The organism is Marivirga aurantiaca (assembly GCF_016679925.1).
GTDB classification, from domain to species: Bacteria; Bacteroidota; Bacteroidia; order Cytophagales; family Cyclobacteriaceae; genus Marivirga; species Marivirga aurantiaca.
Map to the genome: position 1 here is coordinate 236,629 of NZ_JAEQBW010000003.1, position 25,561 is coordinate 262,189.

Here is a 25,561-nt window from a genome sequence, read left to right on the forward strand (position 1 = left end):
TCACTTGTCTTTAACCTAACCTCTGAGATCTCTTTTCTAAAATCTTATATCTATATATAAAAATTTTAAATCATGAACATTATTATCCCAATGGCCGGAATGGGCAAACGCATGCGGCCACATACATTAACTATTCCAAAACCTTTGATTCCGATTGCAGGAAAACCCATTGTGCAACGCCTTGTTGAGGATATTGCGAAGGTATGTGAAAGCCAGGTAGACAAAATAGGATTTATTATTAAATCTTCCTTTGGACAGGAAATTGAAGAAAAACTTTTGGCTATTGCTGCTTCAGTAGGAGCAAAAGGATCTATTCATTACCAGGAGGAAGCTTTGGGAACTGCGCATGCCATCATGTGTGCCAAAGATTTGCTTGAAGGAAATACAGTAGTAGCTTTTGCAGATACGCTTTTTAAAGCTGATTTTAAACTGGATACTGAAGAGGAAGGTATTATTTGGACACAGAAAGTAGATGATCCCTCAGCTTTTGGTGTGGTGAAAGTGAACGAAAATAATTTAATAACCGATTTTATTGAGAAGCCCCAAACTCCCGTTTCCAATTTGGCTATCATAGGAATTTATTACTTTAAAAAAGGGGAAGACTTAAAGAAAGAGCTTCAATATTTGTTGGACAATGAAATCAGGGATGCAGGTGGGGAATACCAGATTACTGTAGCACTGGAGAATATGAAGGAGAAAGGAGTGAAACTCAAGCCTGGTACAGTAACAGAATGGTTGGATTGCGGCAATAAAGATGCAACTGTTTATACCAATCAAAGGTATTTGGAGTTTATTAGAAATGAAGAATTAATAGCTGGTTCAGCACAAATGGAAAATAGTGTGATTATCCCTCCTGTTTATTTGGGAAAAAAGGTGATGATTAAAAACTCTATTATTGGTCCGCATGTTTCTATTGGGGATGGTACCATTGTTTCTGATAGCAGAATTGAAAATTCTATTGTTCAAACTAATTCTGAAATAAGACAAGCACAAATAAAAAACAGTATGCTGGGGAACCATGTTGTTTACCAGGGAACCCCAAAGGATTTAAGTATTGGTGATTTTAATAAGCTGATTGAATAAAAGTGAAAATATTACAACAAGTATTTTTTTTATATAGCATGCTTTTCATTAGCGTGTTCTTTCTTTCTTTCACTCCTGTCCGGGCGCAGCAACCTGACCCTGTGCAGGAGGAAGAGGTGATTTTGCCTGAAGGAGATCCGCTCAAAACGGACCGCTTTAATGTGGAATTTTTAATTGCTGAAGGCATGCATTTTATAGCCATCGACAATAACGCCAAAGCATTGGAAAGCTTCATCAAGGCAAATCAAATCATGCCTGACAATGCCGCGGTGAATTATAAGATAGCAGAATTATACCATGAAGCAGGTCAATTGGATGAAGCTTCTCTCTATGCCAATAAAGCACTTATGGCTGATAAGAGTCAGTATATTTATGCCAAATTGTTGGCGGAAATACAAACTGATCAGGGAAACCTCGCTGGCTCCATTGCCACTTATGAAGAGATGTACCGACAGTCTGATGATGTGCCTGATGATTACCTGATAGAGTTAGCTGCTATTTACCTTTATAATGAGCAACCTGATAAGGCTTTGAAAACCTACGACAGAATTGAAAGACGTTTAGGGATATTAGAAGAGATAAGCACCCAAAAGCAAAAAATACTGCTCAAACAAAATAAACTCAAAGAGGCTATAGATGAAGGGAAGAAATTAGTGGAAGCATACCCCAGAAGAGGTGAATATGCTGTTTCCGTTGCTCAAATATTAGTTTCCAATGGCAAAAATGAGGAAGCCATTGATTATTTAAATACTTACTTATCTGAGAATAAAAACCAGGCAGTGGCTCAGTTGGAGCTCGCACAGCTTTATATGCAAACCAATACGCCTGAAAAAGCCAAACCTTATTTTGCCAAAGCTTTTCAATCTGAGGAAATCTCTCTCAAAAACAAACTGAATAACTTTGTGCCTATGATCAGGCGCTTACCCGATGAGTCTATGACTCCTTTTTTGAAAGAATTAAGTGGCTATCTTTTAAATATACATCCCAACGAGTCTAATGCTTTGGCTGCATCAGCGGATATGTATTTTGCTTTAAATGATAAAGATAGTGCCCTGTTGCTTTATAAAAAGGCCATTAAAAATGCTGGCAATAACTTTCAGCTTTGGCAAAATGTCTTGTCATTGCAGATGGAAATGAAAGATTATGAGGGCGTTGCCAAGCATGCCAACGAAGCCATGGAGTACTTTCCTAACCAGCCGGTTATTTATTTATTTTCGGGATCGGCATACTTTTCATTAAAACAGTACTCCAGGGCCATTATGATGTGGGAGCAAGGTAAGGCCATTGTGTATGGTAACAATAAACTGAAAAGCACTTTTGCTGCACAGCTTGCCGATGCTTATCATGCCAACAAAGACTTCGAGAAATCTTTTAAAGCTTATGAAGAAGCTATTGAAGCCAATCCGCAAAACTATTTTGCTATTAATAATTACACTTATTATTTATCTCTAAGAAAGGAAAAGTTGGATTTGGCCAAAAAACTCTCTGAGCGGATGGTAAAGGAGAATCCTGAGAATGCTACATTCCTGGATACACACGGATGGGTATTGTTTCAAATGGGCAATTATACTGACGCCTTAAAATATTTAGAAAAGGCAGCCGGTTTAAATGGTTCAGGTACGATTATTGAACATTACGGAGATGCCCTTTATAAAACGGGTGAAATTGAAAAAGCGATTAATCAGTGGGAGAAAGCCAGGGAAATAGGTGGTACTTCAAGCCAGATTGATCAAAAAATAGCTGAAAGGAAATATTATGAGTAGAATAAGTGGAATTGTAGCGATAGTAATATTAGTATTGGTTTCTTCATGTGGGAAAAAATTATTACCTACTTCAAGTATTGAGAAAGAGTATGGACTGGAAAGATTTGACTTTGAATACTTGCAAACAAAATCCAAAATTAAGTTTGCCTCTGAAGACAAAAGCCTGAGTTCCAGTGCAACAATTCGTATGAAGAAAGACAGCATCATTTGGGTGTCCCTTTCTCCAATCCTTGGCATAGAAGCAGCAAGAGGTTTTATCAACCAGGATACTATAGTTTTCCTGGATAGGGTAAATAAAGAAGTTTATCGTTATAATTATGAGTCCTTAAGCAATATGCTTAATTTCGAGGTAGACTTTCAAATGGTACAATCCATTTTGTTGGGCAATCAGGTATTTGAATTTACAAAAGATGATGAATACGATAAAAAAGGGAATCTATTAAAAATAGACCAACGAAGAGACAGGTTTCTTATTCAGACTATAGCCAATAAAGATATCCGTAAAGTAAAGAATGTAATGGTAAAGGAACTCCCTGATGGCAATGATATGAGTATGGTTTTTGATAACTTTAATCAAATTTCCAATCAGGCTTTTCCTTTCAAAAGTCTGGTAACTGTTTTGAGCAAAGCTAAAAATGGCACGGCAACCACTACAATTGAGATTAACCATTCAAAAGTGGATATAGGAGCGAACCCTATCTCTTTCCCTTTTAGTGTTTCCAGTAAATATGATTGACATAAAATATTTATTACTTATTTTTTTTGCTTTATTGGCTACTCAACAAGTCAATGCACAAAAATCTCGTGCCGAACTGGAAAAGGAAAAAAAAGAAAATATCCAAAAAATTGAGCAGGCTGAGAAAATACTCAACCAAACTACTTCCAAAAAGAAGGCTACATTGGGTCAGCTTAACGCCCTGAATTTTAAAATTGAGGCACAACAATCCATTACTAATTCTATTTCCAATGAAATTGGCTTGCTGGACCAGCAGGTGAATGAAATTGGAGGAATTATAAGTTCCCTGGAGCAGGACCTGGAAAAAATGAAAAAGGAATATGCCTCCATGTTGTATGCCACACAAAAAAGTAATCAGTCATTAAGCAAGCTTTCTTATATATTTGCTTCAGCCTCCTTTTATCAAATGTTTATGCGGCTAAAGCATATGGAGTATTATGCAAAGGTGAGGCGGAATCAGGCGGAGCAAATTGAGGCCATCAAAGTTTTATTAACTGATCAGCAAGAATCTGTTGAGCAAATCCGCCTGGATAAAAGCGTATTGTTACAGGAGCAAATTAATAGAAACAGGGAACTTAACAGGCTAAAAGCAGAACAGAGTAATGTAGTGGCTCAGTTGAGTAAGCGCGAAAAGGAAGTAAAAGAAGAAATTGAAGAGAGGAAAAGTGCAGTCAAGAACCTGGAAAAGGTAATTGCCGAATTGATTAAAAAAGAAATAGAGAAAAGTTCTAAGGGCGCTTCTTCCACAAAATTTGCTTTGACACCTGAAGCAAAAGAACTTTCCAGCTCATTTGCAGGTAATCAGAGCAAACTTTTCTGGCCCGTGGCTGCGGGTTTTATCTCTCAAAAGTTTGGCACACATCCGCACTCTGTTTATAAAAACATTTCTATTAATAATGATGGAATAGATATCCAAACCAATGAGAATGAGGAAGTGAGAGCTGTTTTTGATGGAGAAGTGAAGTATGTGGCATTTGTGCCAAGTATGAATAATGTGGTAATGGTCCAACATGGAGAATATTTTACGGTATATGCCAAATTGAAAAGCGTGAATGTGAAAAAAGGGGACAAAATTGTGGCAAAGCAATCTCTCGGGACAGTATACACCAACAATGAGGGAACGTCCGAAATTCAATTTCAAGTATGGAAGAATAACCAGAAATTAAACCCTGAAGCCTGGCTTTTTAAAAAGTAGGGAATGAACTTATTTTTCTAAATAAGTATTAAACTGGAAAACAATCTTGTGCTTTTTTTTGTAGCAATTGGTTAAGCATTGGATTATTAATTAACTTTACACTTACATTATTAAATTTAAAGCAATGAACACAGTATTTGCATTTTTAGGTGGATTAGGCGGATGGGAAATCCTGCTTATCATGTTGGTAATTTTAATATTTTTTGGCGCGAAAAAAATTCCTGAATTGGCAAGAGGGCTTGGAAAAGGTATCCGCGAATTCAAAGATGCTACCACAGAAATAAAAGACGAAATTCAGGAAACTGGAAAAAGCGCTAAGGTAGATCACAAAGAGTAATATACTATTGGAGCCGTATAAGAATTTAAAATCCCTTCAGGAAGATCTGAAGCAAAAAAATAGTACCCTTCAATCGGTAGTATCTGATTACCTGAAACGTATTGATGAAAATCATCACCTGAATGTTTTCCTTGATGTTTATGATAAGGAGGCTCAGGCAAAGGCAGAGCAGATTGACCGAAAAATCCGGAATAACGAACCTTTGGGCAAGCTATTCGGACTAGTAGTGGGTATTAAAGATGTTTTAGTGCTGAAAGATCAAAAGGTAAGCTCAGGTAGTAAAATTCTTGAAGGATTTGAATCTCAATTTACCGGCACGGCAGTCCAACGATTAATTGATGAAGATGCTATTATCATTGGGAGGCAAAACTGCGATGAATTTGCAATGGGATCTTCCAACGAAAATTCTGCGTATGGCCCTACATTAAATGCTGCCGACAACTCCCGTGTTCCGGGAGGTTCATCCGGGGCATCGGCTGTTTCAGTGCAGGCGGGTCTTTGTATGGCTGCTTTAGGCACCGATACCGGGGGATCTGTACGGCAACCTGCGGCTTTTTGCGGTGTAGTGGGTTTAAAACCTACCTACTCAAGAATTTCCCGCTATGGATTGATAGCTTATGCCTCTTCTTTTGATTGTATTGGCATCTTTACCAATAATATACAAGATAATGCCAGTATACTCTCAGTAATAGCCGGTGCTGATGACAATGACAGTACAGTTTCCAGAAAAGAAGTGCCTGATTATGATCAATTACTGAAATTCGACAAGAAGGTTAAAGTAGCCTATATCAAAGAAACGATAGAGAGTACTGATTTACAGCAAGAAATTAAGCAACATACTATTCAGAAATTAGATTTTCTGAAAGAGGAGGGACACGAAGTAACGGAAGTAACTTTTCCTTATTTGGAATACCTTTTGGCTACGTATTACATATTGACTACCGCTGAGGCCAGTTCTAATTTGTCACGTTTTGATGGCGTGAGATATGGTTACCGGGCTCCTGAAGCAGATAGTATGGAAAGCATGTACAAACTTTCCCGTACCAGGGGTTTTGGTAATGAAGTGAAAAGGCGTATCATGCTGGGTACTTTTGTATTAAGTGCCAGCTACTATGATGCTTACTATACAAAGGCTCAAAAGGTAAGAAGGTTGATCAGGGATGAAACGCGCAAAATTTTATCTGACTATGATTTTATCATTTTGCCCACTACACCAACTACAGCATTTCCGCTAAATTCCCAAACAGAAAATCCGGCTGAAATGTACCTGGCAGACGTTTTTACCGTTCAGGCTAATGTAAGTGGTATTCCGGCTATCTCAATTCCTAATGGAGTAGATAAAAATAACCTACCCATTGGATTACAGATTATGACTGACGTTTTCAAAGAAGACGAATTGTTTGCATTTTCTAATTACCTGATGAAATAATTAAATATGAAGACATTGGCAAAACATATCATGGGATTACTGGCATTGGTATGTTTTGCAAATAGTTATTCATTTGCTTTTCAGGCTGATATCCTGCTTGAAAGAATCGATTCCACTACTGTAGAAGCGGAAATGCCCCACTTCAAATATGAGTATGTCCCGGATGTTCCCTACGTACTGATTGAGGAGAGATTAAAACATATTGAAAACGAAATCCCCCTTACTTTCAATAATACAGTAAAATCATTTGTGGATTATTTCACTGTCAGGAACAGGGAATATACCAAAGGAGTGGCGGCTCTTCAGACTAAATACTTTCCTATGATTGAGTATTATCTGAAAGCCTACGGTCTGCCGGATGAATTGAAATATCTTTCCATTGTAGAATCAGGTCTTAACCCCAAAGCAAGATCCCGTGCAGGAGCAGTAGGCCTATGGCAATTTATGCCCCTTACCGGCAGGGTGGACTACGGCCTGTCTGAAAACTGGTACTATGATGAAAAAATGGACATGGAAAAAGCTACCATAGCGGCTTGCAGGTACCTTACTTTTTTATACAAATATTTTAATCAGGATTGGCATTTAGCATTGGCTGCTTACAATTCAGGACCGGGCAATATCCGCAAAGCCATCAGGCAAAGTGGCTATAAAAAAACATTTTGGGAAATCTACCCTTACTTATTGAGGGAAACACGATCCTATGTACCTCAATTCATTGCTGTAATGTATAGTATGAACTATATGGAAGAGCATAACATGTTCATTGAGGACAAACATTATCTTCCTGAATATGATACTCTCCATATCTCTGGCTTCGTGAATTTGCCTCTTTTTGCAGAGCATACAAATATATGTTTAGAAACCCTGGAAGATTTAAATCCTGAGTTAAAGCGAAATGCTATTGCTGCTAAACAACAAATTTATCACTTGCGTGTCCCTAAGCATGAAAAGGAAAGACTCAGTGCCAATAAATTGGAGATATTGAATTTAGCCTCCAAAGGTGAGGAACAGTTTGAAAAATTTGCTACGAATGAATCTGGCAGTACCTATGGACGGCAGAAATTAGTCTACCGGGTACAATCCGGAGATGTGCTGGGGACTATAGCGAATAGATATAATGTGAAAGTGTCTGATATCCGCCATTGGAATAAAATGTCAGGTTCAGTGATTAGGATTGGCCAGCCATTGACTATCTGGGTAGGGGATGATTATGCTAATAAGACTAGTAAAAACCTGGCCGGTGCCAATCAGAATAAATTGCAGCAGAAACAAATAGCCTCTCAGGGTGGTACCTATCGGGTACAGCCAGGAGATACATTATGGGATATCTCCAGAAAGTTTGATAACTTAACAATTGAAAAGTTAAAAAAACTTAATAATTTGGAAGGAAATTCAATTAAACCCGGTCAAATACTAAAAGTGGGTTAATGAATTTTTAAATCTTTTACATCATAAAAAAAACATATCGTGCAGCTAACAAATAATATACAAGGTTTATTCATTTCATTACTATTGCTTGTTTCTATAATGTCCTGCGATTCCAATGGAGAATCAAACAGTTCAGCCACTATGCAAAATGCCAGGGGTGAAGACGGAGAAATTATTTTGGTAATGGCTCCTGATCAGTGGAATGGTGCTTTGGGGCAGCAAGTAAAGGATTTGTTTAGAGCTAATGTGGAAGCAATTCCTCAGGATGAGCCTTTGTATGATATCAAAAGGACTGATCCGAGTAAGTTCAATAGTGTATTAAAAGCTTCTAAAAATTTAATGTTTGTAGCTACGCTGGACAATAATTCTGCAGAAGGCAAGCGGCTGAAAAAGTATTTTACTGATAATTCTATTGAACAAATTAAGAATAATCCGGACATTTTTTCTTTTAATCAAGAGGATGTTTATGCTAAGGGACAGGAAGTACTTTACTTGTTTGGCAGAACAGAAGAGGAATTGATGAAAAACATCGAAGAAAATAAAGAAAAGATTCAACAGTTTTTTAATAAAGTGGAAGAAGAGCGAATGGTGGAGAAGATTAAAAAAAGCACTTCCAAAGGAGTAATGAACTACCTTTCTAGCAATCTTGGTTTAGATATGGTGATTCCGTATGGTTTTGATTTAGCAGTAAAGGATGAAAATCATGCGTGGATAAGAAAATTGGATCAAAGGGAAGAACTGAATATATGGGTGGTTAAAATGCCATTCAATGACGAATCGGTATTTGATCCTGCCAACCTGAAAAGCCTGCGTAATGAGCTTGGCAGAAAGTATATTACAGATAAAGACAATGATTCACTTTATATAACCACTCAGGATCAAATGAATTTGGTGATTGATACTGTTAACCTCAATGGAAATTTCGCATTACAAACGAAAGGCCTTTGGAAATACTCTGATAATTCACGGGGCGGAGCCTTTGTCAGCTATTTATTTGCCAATGAGCAATCCGGGGATTTATATTATGTAGAAGGATATTTAGATAATCCTGGTAAAGATAAAAGGGAACCTATGCGTAAGCTGGAAGCAATACTTTCCACTGCTGATATCCCTGATACCATCAATGATTAATAAATCTGACAATTTGAGTAAAAGCGATTCCTGGAAGGTTTAACAGAAGATTTTGAATGCCCTCCTTCTTTTAAAAACATAATTTGATTCATAAGATACCTTGGGATATGGAATGATTTGTTATTTTTGTTCCTAATATTCTGTACTTTCCATTTCTTTTGTATGATTGGGAGGGGTATCCAAGAAATCAAAACTCATTTAGAAACTCCCCTCAACATCATTTAATTTAAATATTATTGAACGAAATATATTATGTCGAAAAAAATTCGAAGAGAAGATGCCCTCAATTATCATAGCCAGGGATCACCCGGAAAAATAGAAGTAGTTCCAACCAAATTATTAAGTTCACAAAACGACCTGGCCCTTGCCTATTCCCCTGGAGTGGCCGAGCCTTGTAAAGAAATAGAAAAGGACAAAGAAAATGCTTATAAATATACAGCCAAAGGTAATTTGGTGGGTGTTATATCCAATGGAACAGCCGTTTTAGGCCTGGGGGATATAGGGCCTGATGCTTCCAAACCTGTGATGGAGGGGAAGGGTGTTCTTTTTAAGAAGTTTGCGGGAATTGATGTTTTTGATATTGAAATTCAGGAGTCGGATCCGGAAAAGTTAATCCATATTATTCAATCACTTGAACCCACATTTGGAGGTATCAATCTTGAAGATATTAAAGCACCTGAATGCTTTGTGATAGAGCAGGAATTAAAGAAGAAAATGAATATTCCTGTGATGCATGATGATCAGCACGGAACAGCCATTATATCTAGTGCAGCCTTGATCAATGCTTTGGAATTGGTAGGTAAAAATATTGAGGATGTTCAATTAGTAGTGAGCGGGGCAGGTGCTGCTGCTATTTCATGTACCAAGCTTTATCAGTCATTGGGTCTGAGAAAAGAAAACATCTTAATGTTTGACAGGCAAGGGTTGATTTCTTCTGATAGAACCGACCTGGATGAAAACAGGGCTTTGTTTGCTTCTGACCGAAAAGGAGTGAATGATATTAAGGATGCCATGAAAGGTGCAGATGTGTTTTTAGGGCTTTCGGCCGGAAATGTAATAAGCAAAGAACATATTTTGGCAATGGCACCCAATCCTATTGTATTTGCCTTGGCCAACCCTGACCCGGAAATTCCTTACCAGGAAGCTATGGATGCAAGGGAAGATATTATTATGGCTACAGGCCGATCCGACCATCCTAATCAGGTAAATAATGTAATTGGTTTCCCCTATATTTTCAGAGGTGCTTTGGATGTAAGGGCAACGGCCATCAATGAAGAAATGAAGTTGGCAGCAGCATACGCAATTGCCAGCCTGGCCAAACAACCTGTTCCTGAATTGATCAATAAAGCTTATGACGATCAGAGTATTGTTTTCGGAAGGGACTACCTTATCCCCAAACCATTGGATCCCCGTTTAATTACCACTATTTCACCGGCTGTAGCGCGGGCTGCAATGGAATCAGGAGTTGCCAAAACGCACATCACTGATTGGGCTCAATATGAAATTGACCTTCAAAAAAGAATTGGTGTTGATCAAAAATTGATGAACAGGATATTGAGCAAAGCCAAAAAGGATCCTAAACGTGTGGTTTTTGCTGAAGCTGATAATGCCAAGATTCTTAAAGCCGCACAAATGGTAATAGATGAAGGAATTGCCCATCCAATTTTATTGGGTAACAGGGAGAAAATTCTGGATTTAATTGCCACACATCATTTGGATATAGGTGATAGCCCAATCATAGACATCTTTGAGAATACCGAAAAAAGAAAAGACTATGGCTTAAAGCTTTACGAAAAGAGGAAAAGAAAGGGAGTAACACTTTATGAAGCTGAAAAGCTAATGAGGGATCGTAATTATTTTGGTAGTATGATGGTAGAAGTCGGAGAAGCTGATGCCATGATTTCAGGATTGACAAAAGATTATCCCAGAACCATTAGGCCTGCATTGGAAATAATTGGGGCGGAACCTGGTAAAAGAGTGGCAGGCATGTACATTTTGTCTACTAAAAAAGGTACTTATATTTTCTCTGACACTACGGTAAATACCAATCCTACTGTTGATGAATTAGTGGAAATAATTGGATTGACAGCCAGAGGGGCCAAGTTCTTCGGAATTGAACCTCGAATGGCAATGCTTTCTTATTCCAACTTTGGTTCTAGCAAAGGTGAAATACCTGAAAAAGCATCAAAAGCAAGGGAAATAGCTAAAAAAAGATGGCCGGATTTGATTATTGACGGTGATATACAAGCCAACATAGCGGTTAATACGGACTTGCTTCAGGAAACTTATCCATTTAGTGAATTGGCCGAAAAAGGGGCAAATACATTTATATTCCCTACATTGGCTTCAGGAAATATTGCCTATAAGCTTTTAATGGAACTGGGGAATGCTGAGGCCATAGGCCCTATTTTATTGGGCATGAATAAACCTGTTCATATATTGCAATTGGGAAGTTCAGTAAGGGAAATTGTGAATATGGTGGCTATTTCTGTGGCAGATGCACAAAATCAATATACTGATAATAACTTATGATCTCATTTCTTAAAGGCGAAATTATCACCTTGGAAGCTACCTACCTTGTTATTGAGGTAGGTGGCGTGGGATATCATGTCAATATTCCTCTTTCTGCTTTTGATGCATTTAAAAATCAAAAACAAGCCTTGGTACTTACTCATTACCATGTGAAAGAGGATTCGCATACATTGTATGGCTTTCATCAGGAAATGGAAAAATCGATGTTTCTTGATTTAATTAGCATCTCAGGAATAGGACCTTCTATTGCTTTGGGAATGCTTTCTTCTATGGCTCCGGCTGAAATAAAATCGGCCATTGTAGCAGAAAATGTAAAGCAAATTCAGGCTATTAAAGGAATAGGTGCAAAAACAGCCCAACGTGTCATCCTGGAATTAAAAGATAAATATAAAAAAGAGGGATTAGTGGCAGATTCTTCCAACTCATCTTTCCGATCGAACAATAGCAAGCGCAATGAAGCGTTATCTGCATTATTAAATTTGGGCTTTGCTAAAACTTCTGCCGAAAAAGTAATTAACAACATTTTGGAGAAAAATGGCGAAAATATTACATTAGAGGAATTAATCAAGCAAGCCTTAAAGTCAGCCTAAATCTGTTAAAATTTTGTTAAGTAAAAGGGTTCCTGTTCTTCTTTTTTTATGTTCTTTTATCCTTCCTGTCGGGCTTTATCTCGGTGGAAATTCCCTATATGCAAATAATTACGATTTTAATGCTTTTTTGTTTCAGGAGACTCAACAAAGCACCCAACAGCAACAAGACACCATTCCTAAAGACAGTACGGAAGCTGATAGTGTAAAGAATTACGAGCCAAGCAAAAGGCCCACATTTCAGTTTCAGGATAGATATGGTGATCCATTTTCAAGCAACCAGGGACAAAGCCCCCTCCAATTAGGCGATCCTGCTGCTTTAAGCCTGGATGTTGAAATAGATACCGGCCTTAATTACACCATTTATGAAAAAATAGGAGATGTAAATTTCCGGCCTACCAGCTCTATGAGTTTTGAGGAGTTCTCCAGGTATCAGGACGAGAAAATTTTAAATGATTATTGGAAAGAAAGATCACTGGGATTGGATGGCGAAAGTGCTGTAAGTGGTCGTCAGCTGATTCCGCCACTTTATGTAAGCCCGGCTTTCGATCGTCTGTTTGGCGGTAGTTTTGTTGAAATTATTCCCAATGGTTTTATTACTCTAGATTTTGGGGGCAGGTTCACCAAAAATGAAAATCCTAACATTCCGGTACAACAGCAACGCTATTCCAGTTTTGAATTTGACCAGCAAATTAACATGAATGCTGTGGGTAAAGTGGGCGAAAAGCTAGCTGTTACAGCTAATTTTGCCAACAATAATTCATTTGATTTTCAGAATGACCTTAAAGTGGAATACACCGGTTTTGAGGAAGAAATTATTAAAAAGATTGAAATTGGAAACGTGAGCATGCCTGTTAATAACAGCTTGATAACAGGTGCACAGAATTTGTTTGGTATTAAAACACAATTGCAGTTTGGTCATTTATTTGTTACCAGTGTGGCCTCTACCCAAAGAGGTACATCTGAAACCATTCGCGTAGAAGGTGGTGCTCAACGACAGGAATTTGATGTAAGAGCGTCTGATTACGATGAAAACCGACATTTCTTTTTGGGACATTTTTTCAGGGATAATTATGAAAACTGGCTGAGTTCAATGCCTCGTATTACTTCAGGTCTTGATGTCAGAAGAGTGGAAGTGTTTGTTATTAACAGAACTCAAAACACAAATAGCCTGCGAAGTGTGGCAGCTTTTATGGATTTAGGGGAAGCCAATCCTAATAATGTCAATAAAAATGAATTGTTGCTCCCATCCGTTTCTGCTGGTACTCCTACAAATAATGATGCGAATAGGTTATGGGATCAACTTCAACCCTTTAATAAAGACTATAATAATTTTCTTTCTTCTGTTGAAAGTTTAAGCCCTTCTCTTTCCCGCACAGTGGATTATGAAGCTATTAATGTTGCTCGTAAACTGGAGGCCACAGAATATACCATTGATAAGCAACTGGGCTATATTTCCTTAAGGAGGCAATTGCAAAATGATGAAATGCTTGCAGTAGCTTATGAGTATAGCTATAATGGAGCCAGGTATCAGGTGGGAGAATTGGCAGAAAACTATGGCAACAGGCCAGATGATGAAGTGGTAATTTTGAAACTTTTAAGACCTTCCAAAATTAATACTGATGTGCCGAGCTGGGATTTAATGATGAAAAACATTTATAACCTTAACGGGAATCAAATTTCACAGGAAGGTTTTGAATTAAGAATCATTTACCGTGATGACAGAACAGGTCAGGATAATCCAAGTTTGCATGAAAGCTCTCTACGTGATACCCCTCTCTTAAGATTATTTAATTTGGATAGTTTGAACCAAAATGGGGATCCGCAGCCAGATGGAAATTTTGATTATGTAAGTGGTGTAACAATCAATGAGGTAGATGGTAAAATAATCTTCCCTGTTTTAGAGCCTTTCGGTCAGAGATTAAGTGAATTATTCCGTCCTGATGAGCAAACCTTTAGAGGGAAATATGTTTTCAATACATTGTATGAGTCTACAAAAAATGATGCACAACAGCTCACTTCTAAAGATAAATTCTTTATCAAAGGGCAGTATCAAAGTGGATCTTCTTCCGAGATAGCATTGCCCGGTATCAATATATCACCTAATTCAGTACGGGTAAGTTCCGGTGGTACACAACTACAGGAAGGGCTGGATTATCGTGTAGATTATAATTTAGGAAGAGTGATTATTCTCAATGAGGGGATTCTTAGCTCCGGAAGGGATTTGGCTATTACTTTTGAAAAAGCAGATTTATTTAATTTCCAATCAAGGACTCTGGTAGGTACTCGTTTTGATTATGTGTTAAGTGATAAGATAAATTTTGGAGCTACTGTTTTGCGGCACACTCAACGGCCTCTTGGGGTATCCAGGTATAGCATAGGTTCCGAACCAACCAATAATACCAAATGGGGAATAGATATTAATTATAGTGATGAAATGCCATTTTTAACTAAAATGGTTGATTTTATTCCTTTTATAGATACCAAAGAACCCTCCATTTTAACTTTTAGAGGAGAATTTGCACAAATGGTTCCAGGTACTTCCAACCAAGTGGATGGAGAAGGTACTTCTTATATTGATGATTTCGAACAGTCTATCACTGTTAATAATTTAGGAAGTGATATTAATGGATGGAAAATCTCTTCTACCCCCGCTACACCGGACAAGAAATTTGTAGGGACGGGAAAATTTGCAGAAAATAAAAAAAGGGCAAAATTGGCATGGTATTCTGTGGATAATATTTTTTATAGGAAGAATGGTGCCAATGTACCTGAATTAACTGATGAAGCACTAGAAAATCACTATGCCAGAAGTGTGGTGATTCAGGAAATTTATAAAAATAGGGATAGAAATATAGGGGTTAACCTATTGCCAACTTTCGACCTGGCTTACTTTCCGGAAGAAAGGGGAGTTTATAATTATAACTCCGATTTAACAGCCGAGGGAAAATTGAAAAACCCAAAATCCAACTGGGCAGGTATTAGCAGGGCCATCACATCAGAGGTGGATTTTGACAAGAACAATATAGAATATATAGAATTTTGGTTAATGGATCCTTTCATCGATTCCCCTCGGGGTGTAGTGGATGATGGTTCCCAGGATGCCGCTCCCAATACCACTGGCGGTAAACTTTACTTTAACCTGGGAAGCGTTTCTGAGGATGTACTGGGAGATGGTCAATTATCATATGAAAATGGTTTGCCTGCAGATTATGATGATTTAAGTGAGATAGAAATTACTGAATATGCAAGGGTGCCGGAAAATGCTCCTATCACGGATGTTTTTTCTAATGAAACCGGTGCCAGGGGAAATCAGGATGTCGGTTTGGATGGCGTAAGGAATGATCAGGAAGCTTCATTTTATTCTGAATTTGTTGACGAAGTTAATAGCAATGCCTCCTTGTCAGCCGAAGCCAAACAAAGAATATTGGACGATCCATCTGCCGATAACTTCAAGTATTTCTTAGGAGATGATTTTGATGCCAGGCAAGCCCCACTTTTGGAAAGATATAAAAACTTCAACAATCCTGAAGGCAATACACCGGGACCCGCTGCAAATTTAGATTTTAACCCTTCAGGTAGTCGCTATCCGGATTCTGAGGATTTAAATGATGACAAAACCATTTCCACACTGGAAGAATTCTATGAATATGAAGTAAACCTGACGAAGGATCAGCTGAGTGTGTCTTCTAATCCGTTGATTGTTGATGAGGCAGTATCCGATGAAGATGGAATAAAGTGGTACTTATTTAGAATACCCATCAGAAACCCAACCCGCACCCAGGGAGATATTCAAGGATTTAAAACTATTAGGTTTATCAGGACTATCTTAACAGACTTCGAACAACCCGTTGTGCTAAGAATGGCCGATTTTAGGTTAGTAGGTTCCCAATGGAGAAAATACGATGGTTCTTTGGCCAGAAGTGGGATTTCTGAAACACCTGAAGATAAAAGAAGCAATTTGGTAGTGTCAGTAGTAAATATTGAATCCAATTCCGAGAATGGTCCGGGTAAAGTTCCTTATACCTTGCCCCCCGGAATTCAAAGAGACCAGGACGTAGCATCTGTCGCGAACCAGGTAAGACAAAATGAGCAATCAATTCAACTTTGCGTAGATGACTTTGAGGATGGTAAAGCGGTTGCAGCATTTAAGAATGTTAATTTTGATCTGGTAAATTATGGGAAGTTAAAAATGTTTTTACATGCGCAAAGCCCTAACGCCAATGATGATGAAATTACTGCTTTTGTAAGGTTTGGAACCGACTTTGACGATAACTACTATGAAATTGAACTTCCTCTTAAAGTAACGCCTTATCAAGCTACAGATCCCCGTGAAATTTGGCCTGAAGAAAATGAAATTGCCCTGGCATTTGATGAACTCTATAAACTTAAATCAAGAAGAAATAGATTTTTGGGAAGCCAAAATGTTTTGTTGCCCTATACAGAGGAATTCGGGAAATACACATTGACTGTTAGAGGAAGGCCGGATATGAGTTCTCTCCAAACTATCATGATAGGCATGAGGAATCCGGCAGGTGGAGGTGGTTTGCCTAAGGATGTATGCATGTGGGCGAATGAAATGCGCGTAACAGAATTCGATCAAACATCAGGTTGGGCGGCCAATGCTTCCGTTAATACCAAGCTTGCTGATTTTGCTAATATTACTGCCAGCACACGTTATACTTCAGTAGGTTTTGGAGGAATTGAAGAAAATATTTCACAAAGAACAAGAGAAAGTTCATTGGGATTTGATGTGTCAGGTAATGTGAGCCTGGGGAAATTCTTCAAAGAAGAGTCAGGAATAAAAATCCCGATGTACCTGGGATATCAAACTTTTACTGCCACTCCATTTTATGATCCACGAGATCCTGACATCCCGCTTTCTGCTTCATTGGAAGGGTTTGATGATGCTGAGGAAAGAGAGGAGTATAGGCAAATTGTCATTGATCAGGAGGAAAGAAGAAGCATTAATTTTACCAATGTAAGAAAGGAAAGAAAGGATACTGAAAAAATTGTGTGGCCTATTGCCATATCTAATTTTGATTTCACCTATGCGTACAATGACATAACCCGATCCAACCTTCAGACAGCTACCTATGAAACCCGAAATTATAAGGGTGCCATCGGATATAATTATGGTTTTCCTAATGCCAGTATTGCTCCCCTGGAAACAGTAGCATTCCTGAAATCTCCTTATCTGAAATTAATTAGAGATATCAACATTAACCCGCTACCGAGTACATTTAGCTTTAGGGGAGACCTTGACAGAAGTTTTGTTAAAACGCAGCTACGAAATGATATGCTGACCACACAAGGAATTGATGCCCAATTTGAAAAGAGCTTTACTCTGGCGAGGGCTTATAACCTTAATTGGAATCTGACACAAAATATTAATTTAAATTATACTGCACGTGCTTTTGCCATTGTGGATGAAGAGGAGGGCGAAATAAATACAGAAGCCAAACGGGATTCCATTTTAACCAATTTAAGTAACCTGGGCAGAATGAAAAATTTTGATCAAAGTATAGTGGCAGGTTACAGTATTCCTTTGGACAAAATTCCATTTACTGATTGGGTAACTGCTGATGCGCGGTATAAAGTTGATTTTAACTGGACCTCAGGATCACTTAACCAGATAGATACTTTAGGCCATATAATCCAAAATAGTAGTGAATGGGGGCTTAATTCCAGGCTGGATATGACCAAACTTTACAATAAAGTAAGAATCTTGAATAGTATTAATAATCCTCCGCGATTACGCGCCAACGAGGTGGACAGCACCTGGGCACAGCCAGGGGCTGGTGTAGTGAAAGGATTCCTAAACCTTTTGATGTCTCTAAAAAATGTTACAGCTAATTACTCGGAAAGAAGCGGGACATTATTGCCGGGATTTCGAAACAGGGCTTATTTGTTCGGTCTTGATTCTTCTATGACTGCACCCGGATTACCATTCATTCTAGGAAGCCAGGATCCTTCTATTCGGACAACTGCAGCAGATAAAAATTGGCTGGCAAAGTCAGAATCTCAATCTACTCTGTTTACACAATCAATTGTAAGAACGTTGGACGTAAAAGCCATGTTGGAACCAATGAATGATTTAACAGTCCAGATTGATTTTAATAGAGTAATCAATGAGAACTATTCAGAAACATTTAGGTATAGCCAGGAACTGGATGAGTTTGCGAGTTTTACGCCTACCAGAAGTGGGAATTATAGTGTGAGTTATAATATGATCAAAACTTCTTTTGTAAAAACCTCTCAGGACAATTCACCTTTATTTGATCAGTTTAGGGAAAACAGGGAGGAAGTACACAAAAGGTTATCTGAGGCAAATCCTAACAAAGGAGAATACCTTTTAAATCAACAGGATGTATTGATTCCTGCCTTTTTAGCGGCTTATACTGAGACAGATGCATCACAGGTTTCATTAAATCCATTCCCTAAATTCCCTTTGCCCAATTGGCGTATCGATTATAAAGGATTGTCAAATATAAAAGCAATCAAAAAGATTTTTCCTTCTGTAACGATAAGCCATGCCTACAATGCGAGCTTCAATGTGAGTAATTTTATAAGTAATGGAAGGTACGATTCGCAAAATCAAAATCTTACGTTAAATAGCAATATTGAGAATTATCCATTTCCAAGTATTCAGTCAGATAGCGGGAATTTCATACCCGTCTATAATATTGGCCAGGTGTTGATTTCTGAACGATTTTCACCGTTGATTGGAGTGAATTTACGTACTAAAGGTAGGTTTACAGCGAAACTAGAATATAAAAAAGAGAGGAACCTGGCACTAAGCACCGAAACATCTCAGTTAACTGACCAAAAAAGTAATGATTTTGTAATAGATATTGGTTTTACAGATCCTTCATTTAAATTTCCATTTAAAATTAAAGGGAGAACAGTGGCCTTAAAGAATGACTTGACCATGCAATTGAGTGTTACTGTTCGAGATACAGAGGTTGTACAACGCTCAGTGGATGATGATAGAAATGTATTGGTAGATGGAAATATTAATTATCAGCTAAGGCCTACAGTAAACTATACTGTGAGCGAAAAGTTAAACCTCAATTTTTATTATCAGAGAAGCTTTAATGAACCACGTGTTCAAAACTCATTTCCAACCACAAATACTTCCTTTGGTGTACAAGTTAGATTTGGATTGCAATAATAGTTTTTGCATCCAAAAAAAGAGTGTATTTTTGAAAAAAATTAAGCAGTCAAGTAATCAAAAAACGTAATTATTTATGAATATTCCTGAAAATTTGAAGTATACTAAGGATCACGAATGGGTGAGAGTAGAAGGAGATAATGCCTTTATTGGCATTACAGATTTCGCACAGCGTGAATTAGGGGACATTGTCTACGTGGAAGTGGAAACCATTGACGAAACCATTGAAGAAGGAGATGTATTTGGAACTGTTGAAGCAGTAAAAACAGTTTCAGATTTATTTATGCCTGTTTCAGGTACAGTATTGGAATTTAACGAAGCTTTGGAAGACAGCCCTGAATCTGTAAATGAAGATCCTTATGAAAAAGGATGGATGATAAAAATTAAGTTGTCAGATAAAGGTTCTGTTGATACCCTGCTTTCTGCTCAGGACTATAAAGAGCTTGTTGGCGAATAAATATGTTTCTCAGGTATAACCTGTTTGCGATCCTTTGGATTTTGTTAATCTTGCTGTTGGGACTGGCACCGGGAGAATCCATGCCTGCTACTAATATTTGGGACTTTCTTAGTTTTGATAAAGTAGCTCATTTTTCCGTCTTTGCTATCCTTGCTTTTTTACTAATTATTGGCTTTACCAAACAGTATACTTTCAGATTCGTTAGATATAAAGCAGAAATATTGGCCATAGTTTTTAGCGTGATATATGGCATTGCTATTGAGGTGGCTCAATCGTTCATTCCAGGCAGAGGAGTGGAGTATGCCGATGTTTTCGCTAACTCTTTAGGTGCTTTATCAGGTTGGTTAATATTTTATTTGATATATAAAGCATAATTATGCTTTAAGAATAAAAGCTTTTTATTAAATTGGAATTTATTTATAGAAGTAATAGTTTTACTATTGTAAACATTTGTAAATTATGGAACTAAAAAAGAATCCTAAAGCAGATATAAACAAGAAATCGACACTTTTCCTGATGATGGGATTAGTAGTTTCACTTTCTTTGGTTTTTGCTGCTTTTGAATACAAATCTTATGATGATGGTCCTGCAATGGATTTAGGTCAGTTGGATGACACCATGGAAGATATTATGGAAATTCCTCCAACGGAACAACCACCACCACCACCACCAAAAAAACAACTTCCTGAAATCGTGGAAATTCCTGATGAAGAAGAGATAGAAGAGGAAATCGATATCGATCTTGATTTGGAAATGACAGAAGATTCAGAAATTGAAGAGATGATTTTTGAAGAAGATCCGGGTGAAGAGGAAGTGGACAAGGTATTTACCATTGTTGAACAACAAGCTGAGCCTAAAGGTGGTATCCAGGCTTTCTACGACTATGTAGGAAGGGAATTATCTGATAAATATCCTCGTCAGGCTCAAAGAATGGGTATTGAAGGAGTGGTATACGTTCAGTTCGTAATTGAGAGAGATGGATCATTAACTGACGTTCAGGCCGTTAAAGGTATTGGCGGAGGTTGTGACGAAGTAGCAGTTGAGGTTGTTAAAAACTCACCTAAATGGTCTCCTGGTAAGCAAAGAGGCCGGGCAGTTCGTTCTCAAAGGGTAATACCTATCAGATTCGTATTGAATTAATCCATTATTATATACATTACAAAAGCCGGACTTGTCCGGCTTTTTTTATGCCCTAATTTTATTAATTCACTTGAGTTGATTCCGGATCAAGCAATAATATTTGAAGCTTGGCAAGCTCTACTATACAGAAAGCCCGAGTCAAAGGTTCAATTATTGAAAATCCGTAGAGTTCTGGGGGCTCTGCGGATAGGTGAGGAGCCAAGATCAAATTCTGAAGTAGCCGCTGTTCTGCAATATGCCAATGGCTGACTTTAGGCGGTTCCCTAATAGTGAATTCTAAAGATGATAGCTTAACTGGGATTCTCTATTCATAAAGCAAGTACTTTTCTCTGATTGCTTTATAACTTTCCAATTCATTTTGCCATGAGAGCTTAATTTCTTCCTCAGTAAAACCTGATTCTATCTGTTTTTGTAACTGCATAGTTCCAGCTAACTTGACGAAGAAATTATTGAAAAAAGCTGTTTTGTCTGGAAAGGCTTCATAAAATTCGATAAGGTACACCAAACTTAATCCACTTTCATAAGTTTTCGATTCCAACAATAGCCCATAACATTTCTCATCTTTGTAAGGAGGGTGAGTACTACTTCCCGGCATGGAAACGGGGGTAAAAGTATGAGGATACTTTTTTAATTCAGGGTGACCAATTTGCTGAAAAGGAAACTCGGTTCCACGTCCAACACTTATGACTGTCCCTTCAAATAAACAGAGGCTGGGATAGAGGGCAATACTTAAATCATTAGGCAAATTAGGGGAAGGCTGAACAGGTAAAGAATACGGCATTTGATGCTGATAATTTTTTACAGGAATGACAGTTACTTCACAAGTCAGTTCATTTTTTAACCATTTTTCACCATTGATCATCAGTGCTAATTCCCCCACAGTAAGTCCATGTAGAATGGGGATGGGGTGCATGCCTACAAATGACTGGTGTTTCATTTCCAGTATTGGGCCATCAACATACATGCCATTTGGGTTGGGTCTGTCCAATATGATTAATCTTTTACTGTTTTCTGCACAAGCCTCCATTACATAGTGCATGGTACTGATGTAGGTATAAAATCTGGTGCCTACATCCTGGATATCAAAAATAACCACATCAATATTTTCCAACTGTTGAGGGAGCATTTTTTTATTGGTACCGTATAATGAAATGATAGGTAGCTTGGTTTTGGTGTCAAAACCTGATTCAACGCTGGCTCCGGCATCGGCATCTCCCCGGAAACCATGCTCTGGAGCAAATACTGTTTTAATTGCTACGCCCAGGCTTTTTAATGTGTCTACCAGATGAACAGATCCAACAATGGAAGTTTGGTTCACCACCAGGCCCACCCTTTTATCCTTTAGCAAGGGCAGGTAATCATTGATTTGGTGAGCAGCAGGAATAATGGATTTTGTGGCTTCAGTAGTTTGTGCATGGCAACCATACAAAGCTTGTGTAAAAATAAGGCAAGAGATCATAATGACTTTACCAATGATATTGTAATTTGCAGCTTTAATCATACATCAAAAATAACGGATATTCTTGAATCTTCCTGACTTTATAGCAAAACGTACCATTAATTCGAAAACAGGTCAATTTTCGAGTAGCATACACCGGATAGCTGTTGCCAGTATATCAATTGGTTTGGCTATTATGCTCATAGCTTTATTGATAATGGGAGGCTTTCAAAATACCATCAAGGAGAAAGTTTACAGCTTTGCAGGACATCTGCAAGTGACAAAATATACTTTAAGCAATTCCTTTGAAGAGTCCCCCACTTCAACGGATACTGATTTTTATAATAATTTTGAACAATACCCATATGTTCGTCATGTTCAATCTTTTGCTTTTAAGGCAGGGTTGTTAAAAACAAATGAAGCTGTTGAGGGTGTTTTAATAAAGGGAATAGGTGAGGATTATGATACCACCCTTTTTGCTTCAAACCTGGTTAAAGGCAGGTTTCCTAAACTTAATGGGGAGGAATATTCTACCGAGGTAATAGTGAGTAGTAAAATTGCAGATTTGCTTTTGCTTGAGGTAGGCGAGAAAGTATTGATGTACTTTGTGCAAAACCCACCACGCTTTAGACAATTGGAGATTGTGGGCATCTATCAAACCGGAATGGAAGAGTTTGACGAACGTCTGATTATTGGGGATATCAGGATGCTTCAAAAATTAAACAACTGGGAGGAAGATCAGGTGGGAGGCTATGAAGTTTTTTTGCATGATGCTGATGATGAAGAAATGGCCGAAGAAGCTATTTTTGGCCTGGTGGAAAGCGATCAGTATGTTACCAGGGTTAGCAATAAGTACAGACAATATTTCGAATGGCTGGAATTGCTCAATCAAAATGTGAGACTGTTTCTCGGCTTGATATTATTCGTGGCGTCATTCAACATGATAGCAGTTATTTTTATATTGATCATGGAACGTGTACCCATGATAGGAATACTCAAGGCTGTTGGTGCAAAGAATAGCCTCATCAGGAATATTTTCTTTTATAGTGGTCTAAGGCTTACAATAAGAGGGTTGTTCTGGGGTAATTTTATAGGTTTGTCTTTCTGCGCACTTCAGGATTATTTCAAATTCATCCCTTTGGATCAGGAAAATTACTACATGAGCTATGTGCCAATAGAATGGAATTTCCCGGTAATTATTGGACTTAATTTACTGGTATTGGTTGTTATTTCCCTTACACTCACTTTGCCTACATGGCTTACCAGCCGAATGAAACCCATTAAAGCCATTAGGTTTGATTAAAATTTTATCCTCCTTTATTTACCATCGTGGAGGTTGCCTGAGCAGTAGGGAAAATCAATACATCAGCTAAATTGACATGGGCAGGTCGAGTCACCATAAAAAGAATCAAATCTGCAATGTCTTCAGGTTTGAGCGCATCAAAATTTTCGTAAACTTTTTTGGAGCGATCTTGATCTCCTTTGAACCTGACAAGTGAAAATTCAGTTTCTACCAAACCGGGAGCTACTTGCGAAACTTTGATGCCATACTTGTTCAAATCAATCCGCATTGAGTTGTTGATGGCGTCTACTGCATGTTTTGAAGCACAATAAACATTTCCATTCTGATAAGCTTCTTTACCGGCAACAGATCCAATATTAATGATATGTCCGGTTTTATTTTCAATCATTTTTTTGATAATAGGCTGGGAAACATAAAGCAGGCCCTTCACATTAATGTCAATCATTGCATTCCAGTCATCCAGATTTCCATCTTCTATGGAAGCTAGGCCATGTGCATTTCCTGCATTATTTATTAAAACATCTATTTTTCGCCATTCTTTAGGTAAATTATTGATAGCATCCAGAACTGCAGATTGATCACGTACATCAAAGTTAAGGGTATGAACTTCAGTGACATTTTTTAAATCTGTCTTTAACTGATCCAGCCTTTCCTGCCTTCTGCCGGTAGCAATTATTTTGAAACCGTTTTTGGCCAGAAGGATGGCTGTTGCGTGGCCTATACCTGATGTAGCGCCCGTGATAAATGCTGTTTTTGACATGTTTTTAATTTTAAATGTTAGATTCAATGTCGTTAAGTTAAGACAAACTTCCTTCTCCTTTGGAGAAGGATGGAAGGTTGAGGTTTTAGTTTAATGCTTAACTAAACGACATTGATAATAGATTGTATACTTTAAACAGGAGAGTGAAGGATTTTCATTTTTTCTTATCTTTAAATTCTTTATTGATTTATCCCGACTACAAATCGGTTTTTTCCTTGCATATCTTTTATAACTGCAAGTTCTTTAAAACCATGAAGTTCCATTACAAGTTTTACTTCCTCTCCAAATTTTTCATTTATTTCAAAATATAGATAAGCACCATATTTCAGGTTTTGTTTCGCTAAATAAGCAATTCTTTTATAAAAAACCAGAGGATCATTGTCATGCACAAAAAGTGCCTGGGCAGGATCATACTCTTTGACTTTTTCCTCCATCGCCATCTTTTCACTTTCCAGTACATAGGGAGGGTTGCTTACCCAAATTTCTGCAGGAGGTAATTCAGGGCTTTCTTCTAAAATATCAATATTGAGGAAATTAACTTTAGCCCTGTTAAGTTCTGCATTTCTTTTGGCCGTTGCCAGTGCTGCTATGCTAATATCCAGCCCATAGATTTTGACTCCCGGCCTTTCTTTGGCAATAGTAATAGGAATTATTCCACTCCCCGTTCCTATATCCACCACCACCTCATCTGCTAAATCAGGATGGTCTTTTAATATTAGGTCAACCAATTCTTCTGTTTCCTGCCTGGGGATTAATACATTCTTATTCACCAGGAACTGTCGATTGTAAAATTCTACCTTGCCTAAAATGTGCTGAATAGGTTCATGCTTCTTTAGTCTTTCAATGGCCTCATTTAAAAGTTCTTCTTCCACAGCTGAGAGGATTACCTCTTTTTCCACCAATACATCCATTTTGGAGATTTTTCCAATATCCTCTAAAAGCCAATAACTAAGTGATTCAGCTTCCTGCTCGTTTTCAAATTTCTTTAACCGCTCGGCTATTTCTTTAAAGCGTATTTTACTGTTCATCTCATTCAGGTTCTACACAAAGTTCTTCATTTTTTGGTTA

18 protein-coding genes are annotated in these 25,561 nt (G+C 37.9%); 15 read left to right on the forward strand and 3 right to left on the reverse strand.

Features of this window, described 5'->3' with window-relative positions; all coding sequences use genetic code 11:
- Positions 1-72: 72 nt before the first annotated feature.
- From JKA74_RS09000 to JKA74_RS09065, 14 genes are all read left to right on the forward strand, one after another.
- Positions 73-1,083: a sugar phosphate nucleotidyltransferase gene (locus JKA74_RS09000; protein WP_201430850.1), complete on the forward strand. Its 1,011-nt coding sequence runs from the start codon at positions 73-75 to the stop codon at positions 1,081-1,083.
- 38 nt (positions 1,084-1,121) lie between these two features.
- Entirely contained in the window at positions 1,122-2,846 is a 1,725-nt protein-coding gene (locus JKA74_RS09005) for a tetratricopeptide repeat protein (RefSeq protein ID WP_201430851.1), read from the forward strand.
- Positions 2,839-3,582, forward strand: a complete 744-nt coding sequence (locus JKA74_RS09010; protein ID WP_201430852.1) for a DUF4292 domain-containing protein — start codon at positions 2,839-2,841, stop codon at positions 3,580-3,582. Before JKA74_RS09005 ends, JKA74_RS09010 begins: the two co-directional genes overlap by 8 nt.
- Positions 3,575-4,777, forward strand: coding sequence for a murein hydrolase activator EnvC family protein (locus JKA74_RS09015; protein WP_201430853.1), 1,203 nt, complete (start codon positions 3,575-3,577; stop codon positions 4,775-4,777). The genes JKA74_RS09010 and JKA74_RS09015 overlap by 8 nt, the downstream gene beginning before the upstream one ends.
- A 124-nt stretch (positions 4,778-4,901) precedes the next feature.
- Positions 4,902-5,114: a Sec-independent protein translocase subunit TatA/TatB gene (locus tag JKA74_RS09020; RefSeq protein WP_201430854.1), complete on the forward strand. Its 213-nt coding sequence runs from the start codon at positions 4,902-4,904 to the stop codon at positions 5,112-5,114.
- A 7-nt stretch (positions 5,115-5,121) separates the two neighbouring features.
- Positions 5,122-6,543 carry an Asp-tRNA(Asn)/Glu-tRNA(Gln) amidotransferase subunit GatA gene (gatA, locus tag JKA74_RS09025; protein ID WP_201430855.1) on the forward strand — a complete coding sequence of 474 codons (1,422 nt, stop codon included), beginning with the start codon at positions 5,122-5,124 and terminating at the stop codon, positions 6,541-6,543.
- Positions 6,544-6,549: 6 nt separating this feature from the next.
- Positions 6,550-7,971, forward strand: coding sequence for a lytic transglycosylase domain-containing protein (locus JKA74_RS09030; protein ID WP_201430856.1), 1,422 nt, complete (start codon positions 6,550-6,552; stop codon positions 7,969-7,971).
- A gap of 39 nt (positions 7,972-8,010) precedes the next feature.
- Entirely contained in the window at positions 8,011-9,102 is a 1,092-nt protein-coding gene (locus JKA74_RS09035) for a DUF4837 family protein (RefSeq protein ID WP_201430857.1), read from the forward strand.
- Positions 9,103-9,354: 252 nt separating this feature from the next.
- The gene (locus JKA74_RS09040) at positions 9,355-11,634 is read left to right on the forward strand and encodes an NADP-dependent malic enzyme (protein ID WP_201430858.1); all 2,280 of its coding nucleotides are present in this window, start codon (positions 9,355-9,357) and stop codon (positions 11,632-11,634) included.
- Complete coding sequence (gene ruvA / locus JKA74_RS09045; protein WP_201430859.1) at positions 11,631-12,224, forward strand: Holliday junction branch migration protein RuvA; 594 nt, start codon at positions 11,631-11,633, stop codon at positions 12,222-12,224. The genes JKA74_RS09040 and ruvA overlap by 4 nt, the downstream gene beginning before the upstream one ends.
- 13 nt (positions 12,225-12,237) lie before the next feature.
- Entirely contained in the window at positions 12,238-19,395 is a 7,158-nt protein-coding gene (gene sov, locus JKA74_RS09050) for a T9SS outer membrane translocon Sov/SprA (RefSeq protein WP_201430860.1), read from the forward strand.
- A gap of 76 nt (positions 19,396-19,471) precedes the next feature.
- Positions 19,472-19,852 (forward strand): glycine cleavage system protein GcvH, encoded by a 381-nt coding sequence (gene gcvH / locus JKA74_RS09055; protein WP_201430861.1) that lies wholly within the window; start codon positions 19,472-19,474, stop codon positions 19,850-19,852.
- A 2-nt stretch (positions 19,853-19,854) separates the two neighbouring features.
- On the forward strand, positions 19,855-20,226 hold the full coding sequence (locus JKA74_RS09060) for a VanZ family protein (RefSeq protein ID WP_201430862.1): 372 nt from the start codon (positions 19,855-19,857) through the stop codon (positions 20,224-20,226).
- Between the two features lie 85 nt (positions 20,227-20,311).
- Positions 20,312-20,992 carry an energy transducer TonB gene (locus JKA74_RS09065; protein WP_201430863.1) on the forward strand — a complete coding sequence of 227 codons (681 nt, stop codon included), beginning with the start codon at positions 20,312-20,314 and terminating at the stop codon, positions 20,990-20,992.
- A 304-nt stretch (positions 20,993-21,296) separates the two neighbouring features.
- On the opposite strand, the gene JKA74_RS09070 is transcribed toward JKA74_RS09065, so the two are convergent.
- Positions 21,297-22,493, reverse strand: a complete 1,197-nt coding sequence (locus JKA74_RS09070) for an exo-beta-N-acetylmuramidase NamZ family protein (RefSeq protein WP_201430864.1) — start codon at positions 22,491-22,493, stop codon at positions 21,297-21,299.
- 22 nt (positions 22,494-22,515) lie between these two features.
- On the opposite strand from JKA74_RS09070, the gene JKA74_RS09075 reads away from it, so the two are divergent.
- Positions 22,516-23,733, forward strand: a complete 1,218-nt coding sequence (locus JKA74_RS09075; RefSeq protein WP_201430865.1) for an ABC transporter permease — start codon at positions 22,516-22,518, stop codon at positions 23,731-23,733.
- 4 nt (positions 23,734-23,737) lie between these two features.
- Here the strand turns inward: JKA74_RS09075 and JKA74_RS09080 are convergent, their stop codons facing one another.
- Positions 23,738-24,493 (reverse strand): SDR family NAD(P)-dependent oxidoreductase, encoded by a 756-nt coding sequence (locus JKA74_RS09080; RefSeq protein WP_201430866.1) that lies wholly within the window; start codon positions 24,491-24,493, stop codon positions 23,738-23,740.
- 179 nt (positions 24,494-24,672) lie between these two features.
- Positions 24,673-25,521: a peptide chain release factor N(5)-glutamine methyltransferase gene (gene prmC / locus JKA74_RS09085; protein WP_201430867.1), complete on the reverse strand. Its 849-nt coding sequence runs from the start codon at positions 25,519-25,521 to the stop codon at positions 24,673-24,675.
- Positions 25,522-25,561: the final 40 nt, after the last annotated feature.

Coding starts and splice junctions, on each gene's coding strand:
- JKA74_RS09000 (WP_201430850.1), top strand. CDS start 73: ATGAACATTATTATCCCAATGGCCGGAATGGGCAAACGCATGCGGCCA.
- JKA74_RS09005 (WP_201430851.1), top strand. CDS start 1,122: ATGCTTTTCATTAGCGTGTTCTTTCTTTCTTTCACTCCTGTCCGGGCG.
- JKA74_RS09010 (WP_201430852.1), top strand. CDS start 2,839: ATGAGTAGAATAAGTGGAATTGTAGCGATAGTAATATTAGTATTGGTT.
- JKA74_RS09015 (WP_201430853.1), top strand. CDS start 3,575: ATGATTGACATAAAATATTTATTACTTATTTTTTTTGCTTTATTGGCT.
- JKA74_RS09020 (WP_201430854.1), top strand. CDS start 4,902: ATGAACACAGTATTTGCATTTTTAGGTGGATTAGGCGGATGGGAAATC.
- JKA74_RS09030 (WP_201430856.1), top strand. CDS start 6,550: ATGAAGACATTGGCAAAACATATCATGGGATTACTGGCATTGGTATGT.
- JKA74_RS09040 (WP_201430858.1), top strand. CDS start 9,355: ATGTCGAAAAAAATTCGAAGAGAAGATGCCCTCAATTATCATAGCCAG.
- ruvA (WP_201430859.1), top strand. CDS start 11,631: ATGATCTCATTTCTTAAAGGCGAAATTATCACCTTGGAAGCTACCTAC.
- gcvH (WP_201430861.1), top strand. CDS start 19,472: ATGAATATTCCTGAAAATTTGAAGTATACTAAGGATCACGAATGGGTG.
- JKA74_RS09060 (WP_201430862.1), top strand. CDS start 19,855: ATGTTTCTCAGGTATAACCTGTTTGCGATCCTTTGGATTTTGTTAATC.
- JKA74_RS09065 (WP_201430863.1), top strand. CDS start 20,312: ATGGAACTAAAAAAGAATCCTAAAGCAGATATAAACAAGAAATCGACA.
- JKA74_RS09070 (WP_201430864.1), bottom strand. CDS start 22,493: ATGATTAAAGCTGCAAATTACAATATCATTGGTAAAGTCATTATGATC.
- JKA74_RS09080 (WP_201430866.1), bottom strand. CDS start 24,493: ATGTCAAAAACAGCATTTATCACGGGCGCTACATCAGGTATAGGCCAC.
- prmC (WP_201430867.1), bottom strand. CDS start 25,521: ATGAACAGTAAAATACGCTTTAAAGAAATAGCCGAGCGGTTAAAGAAA.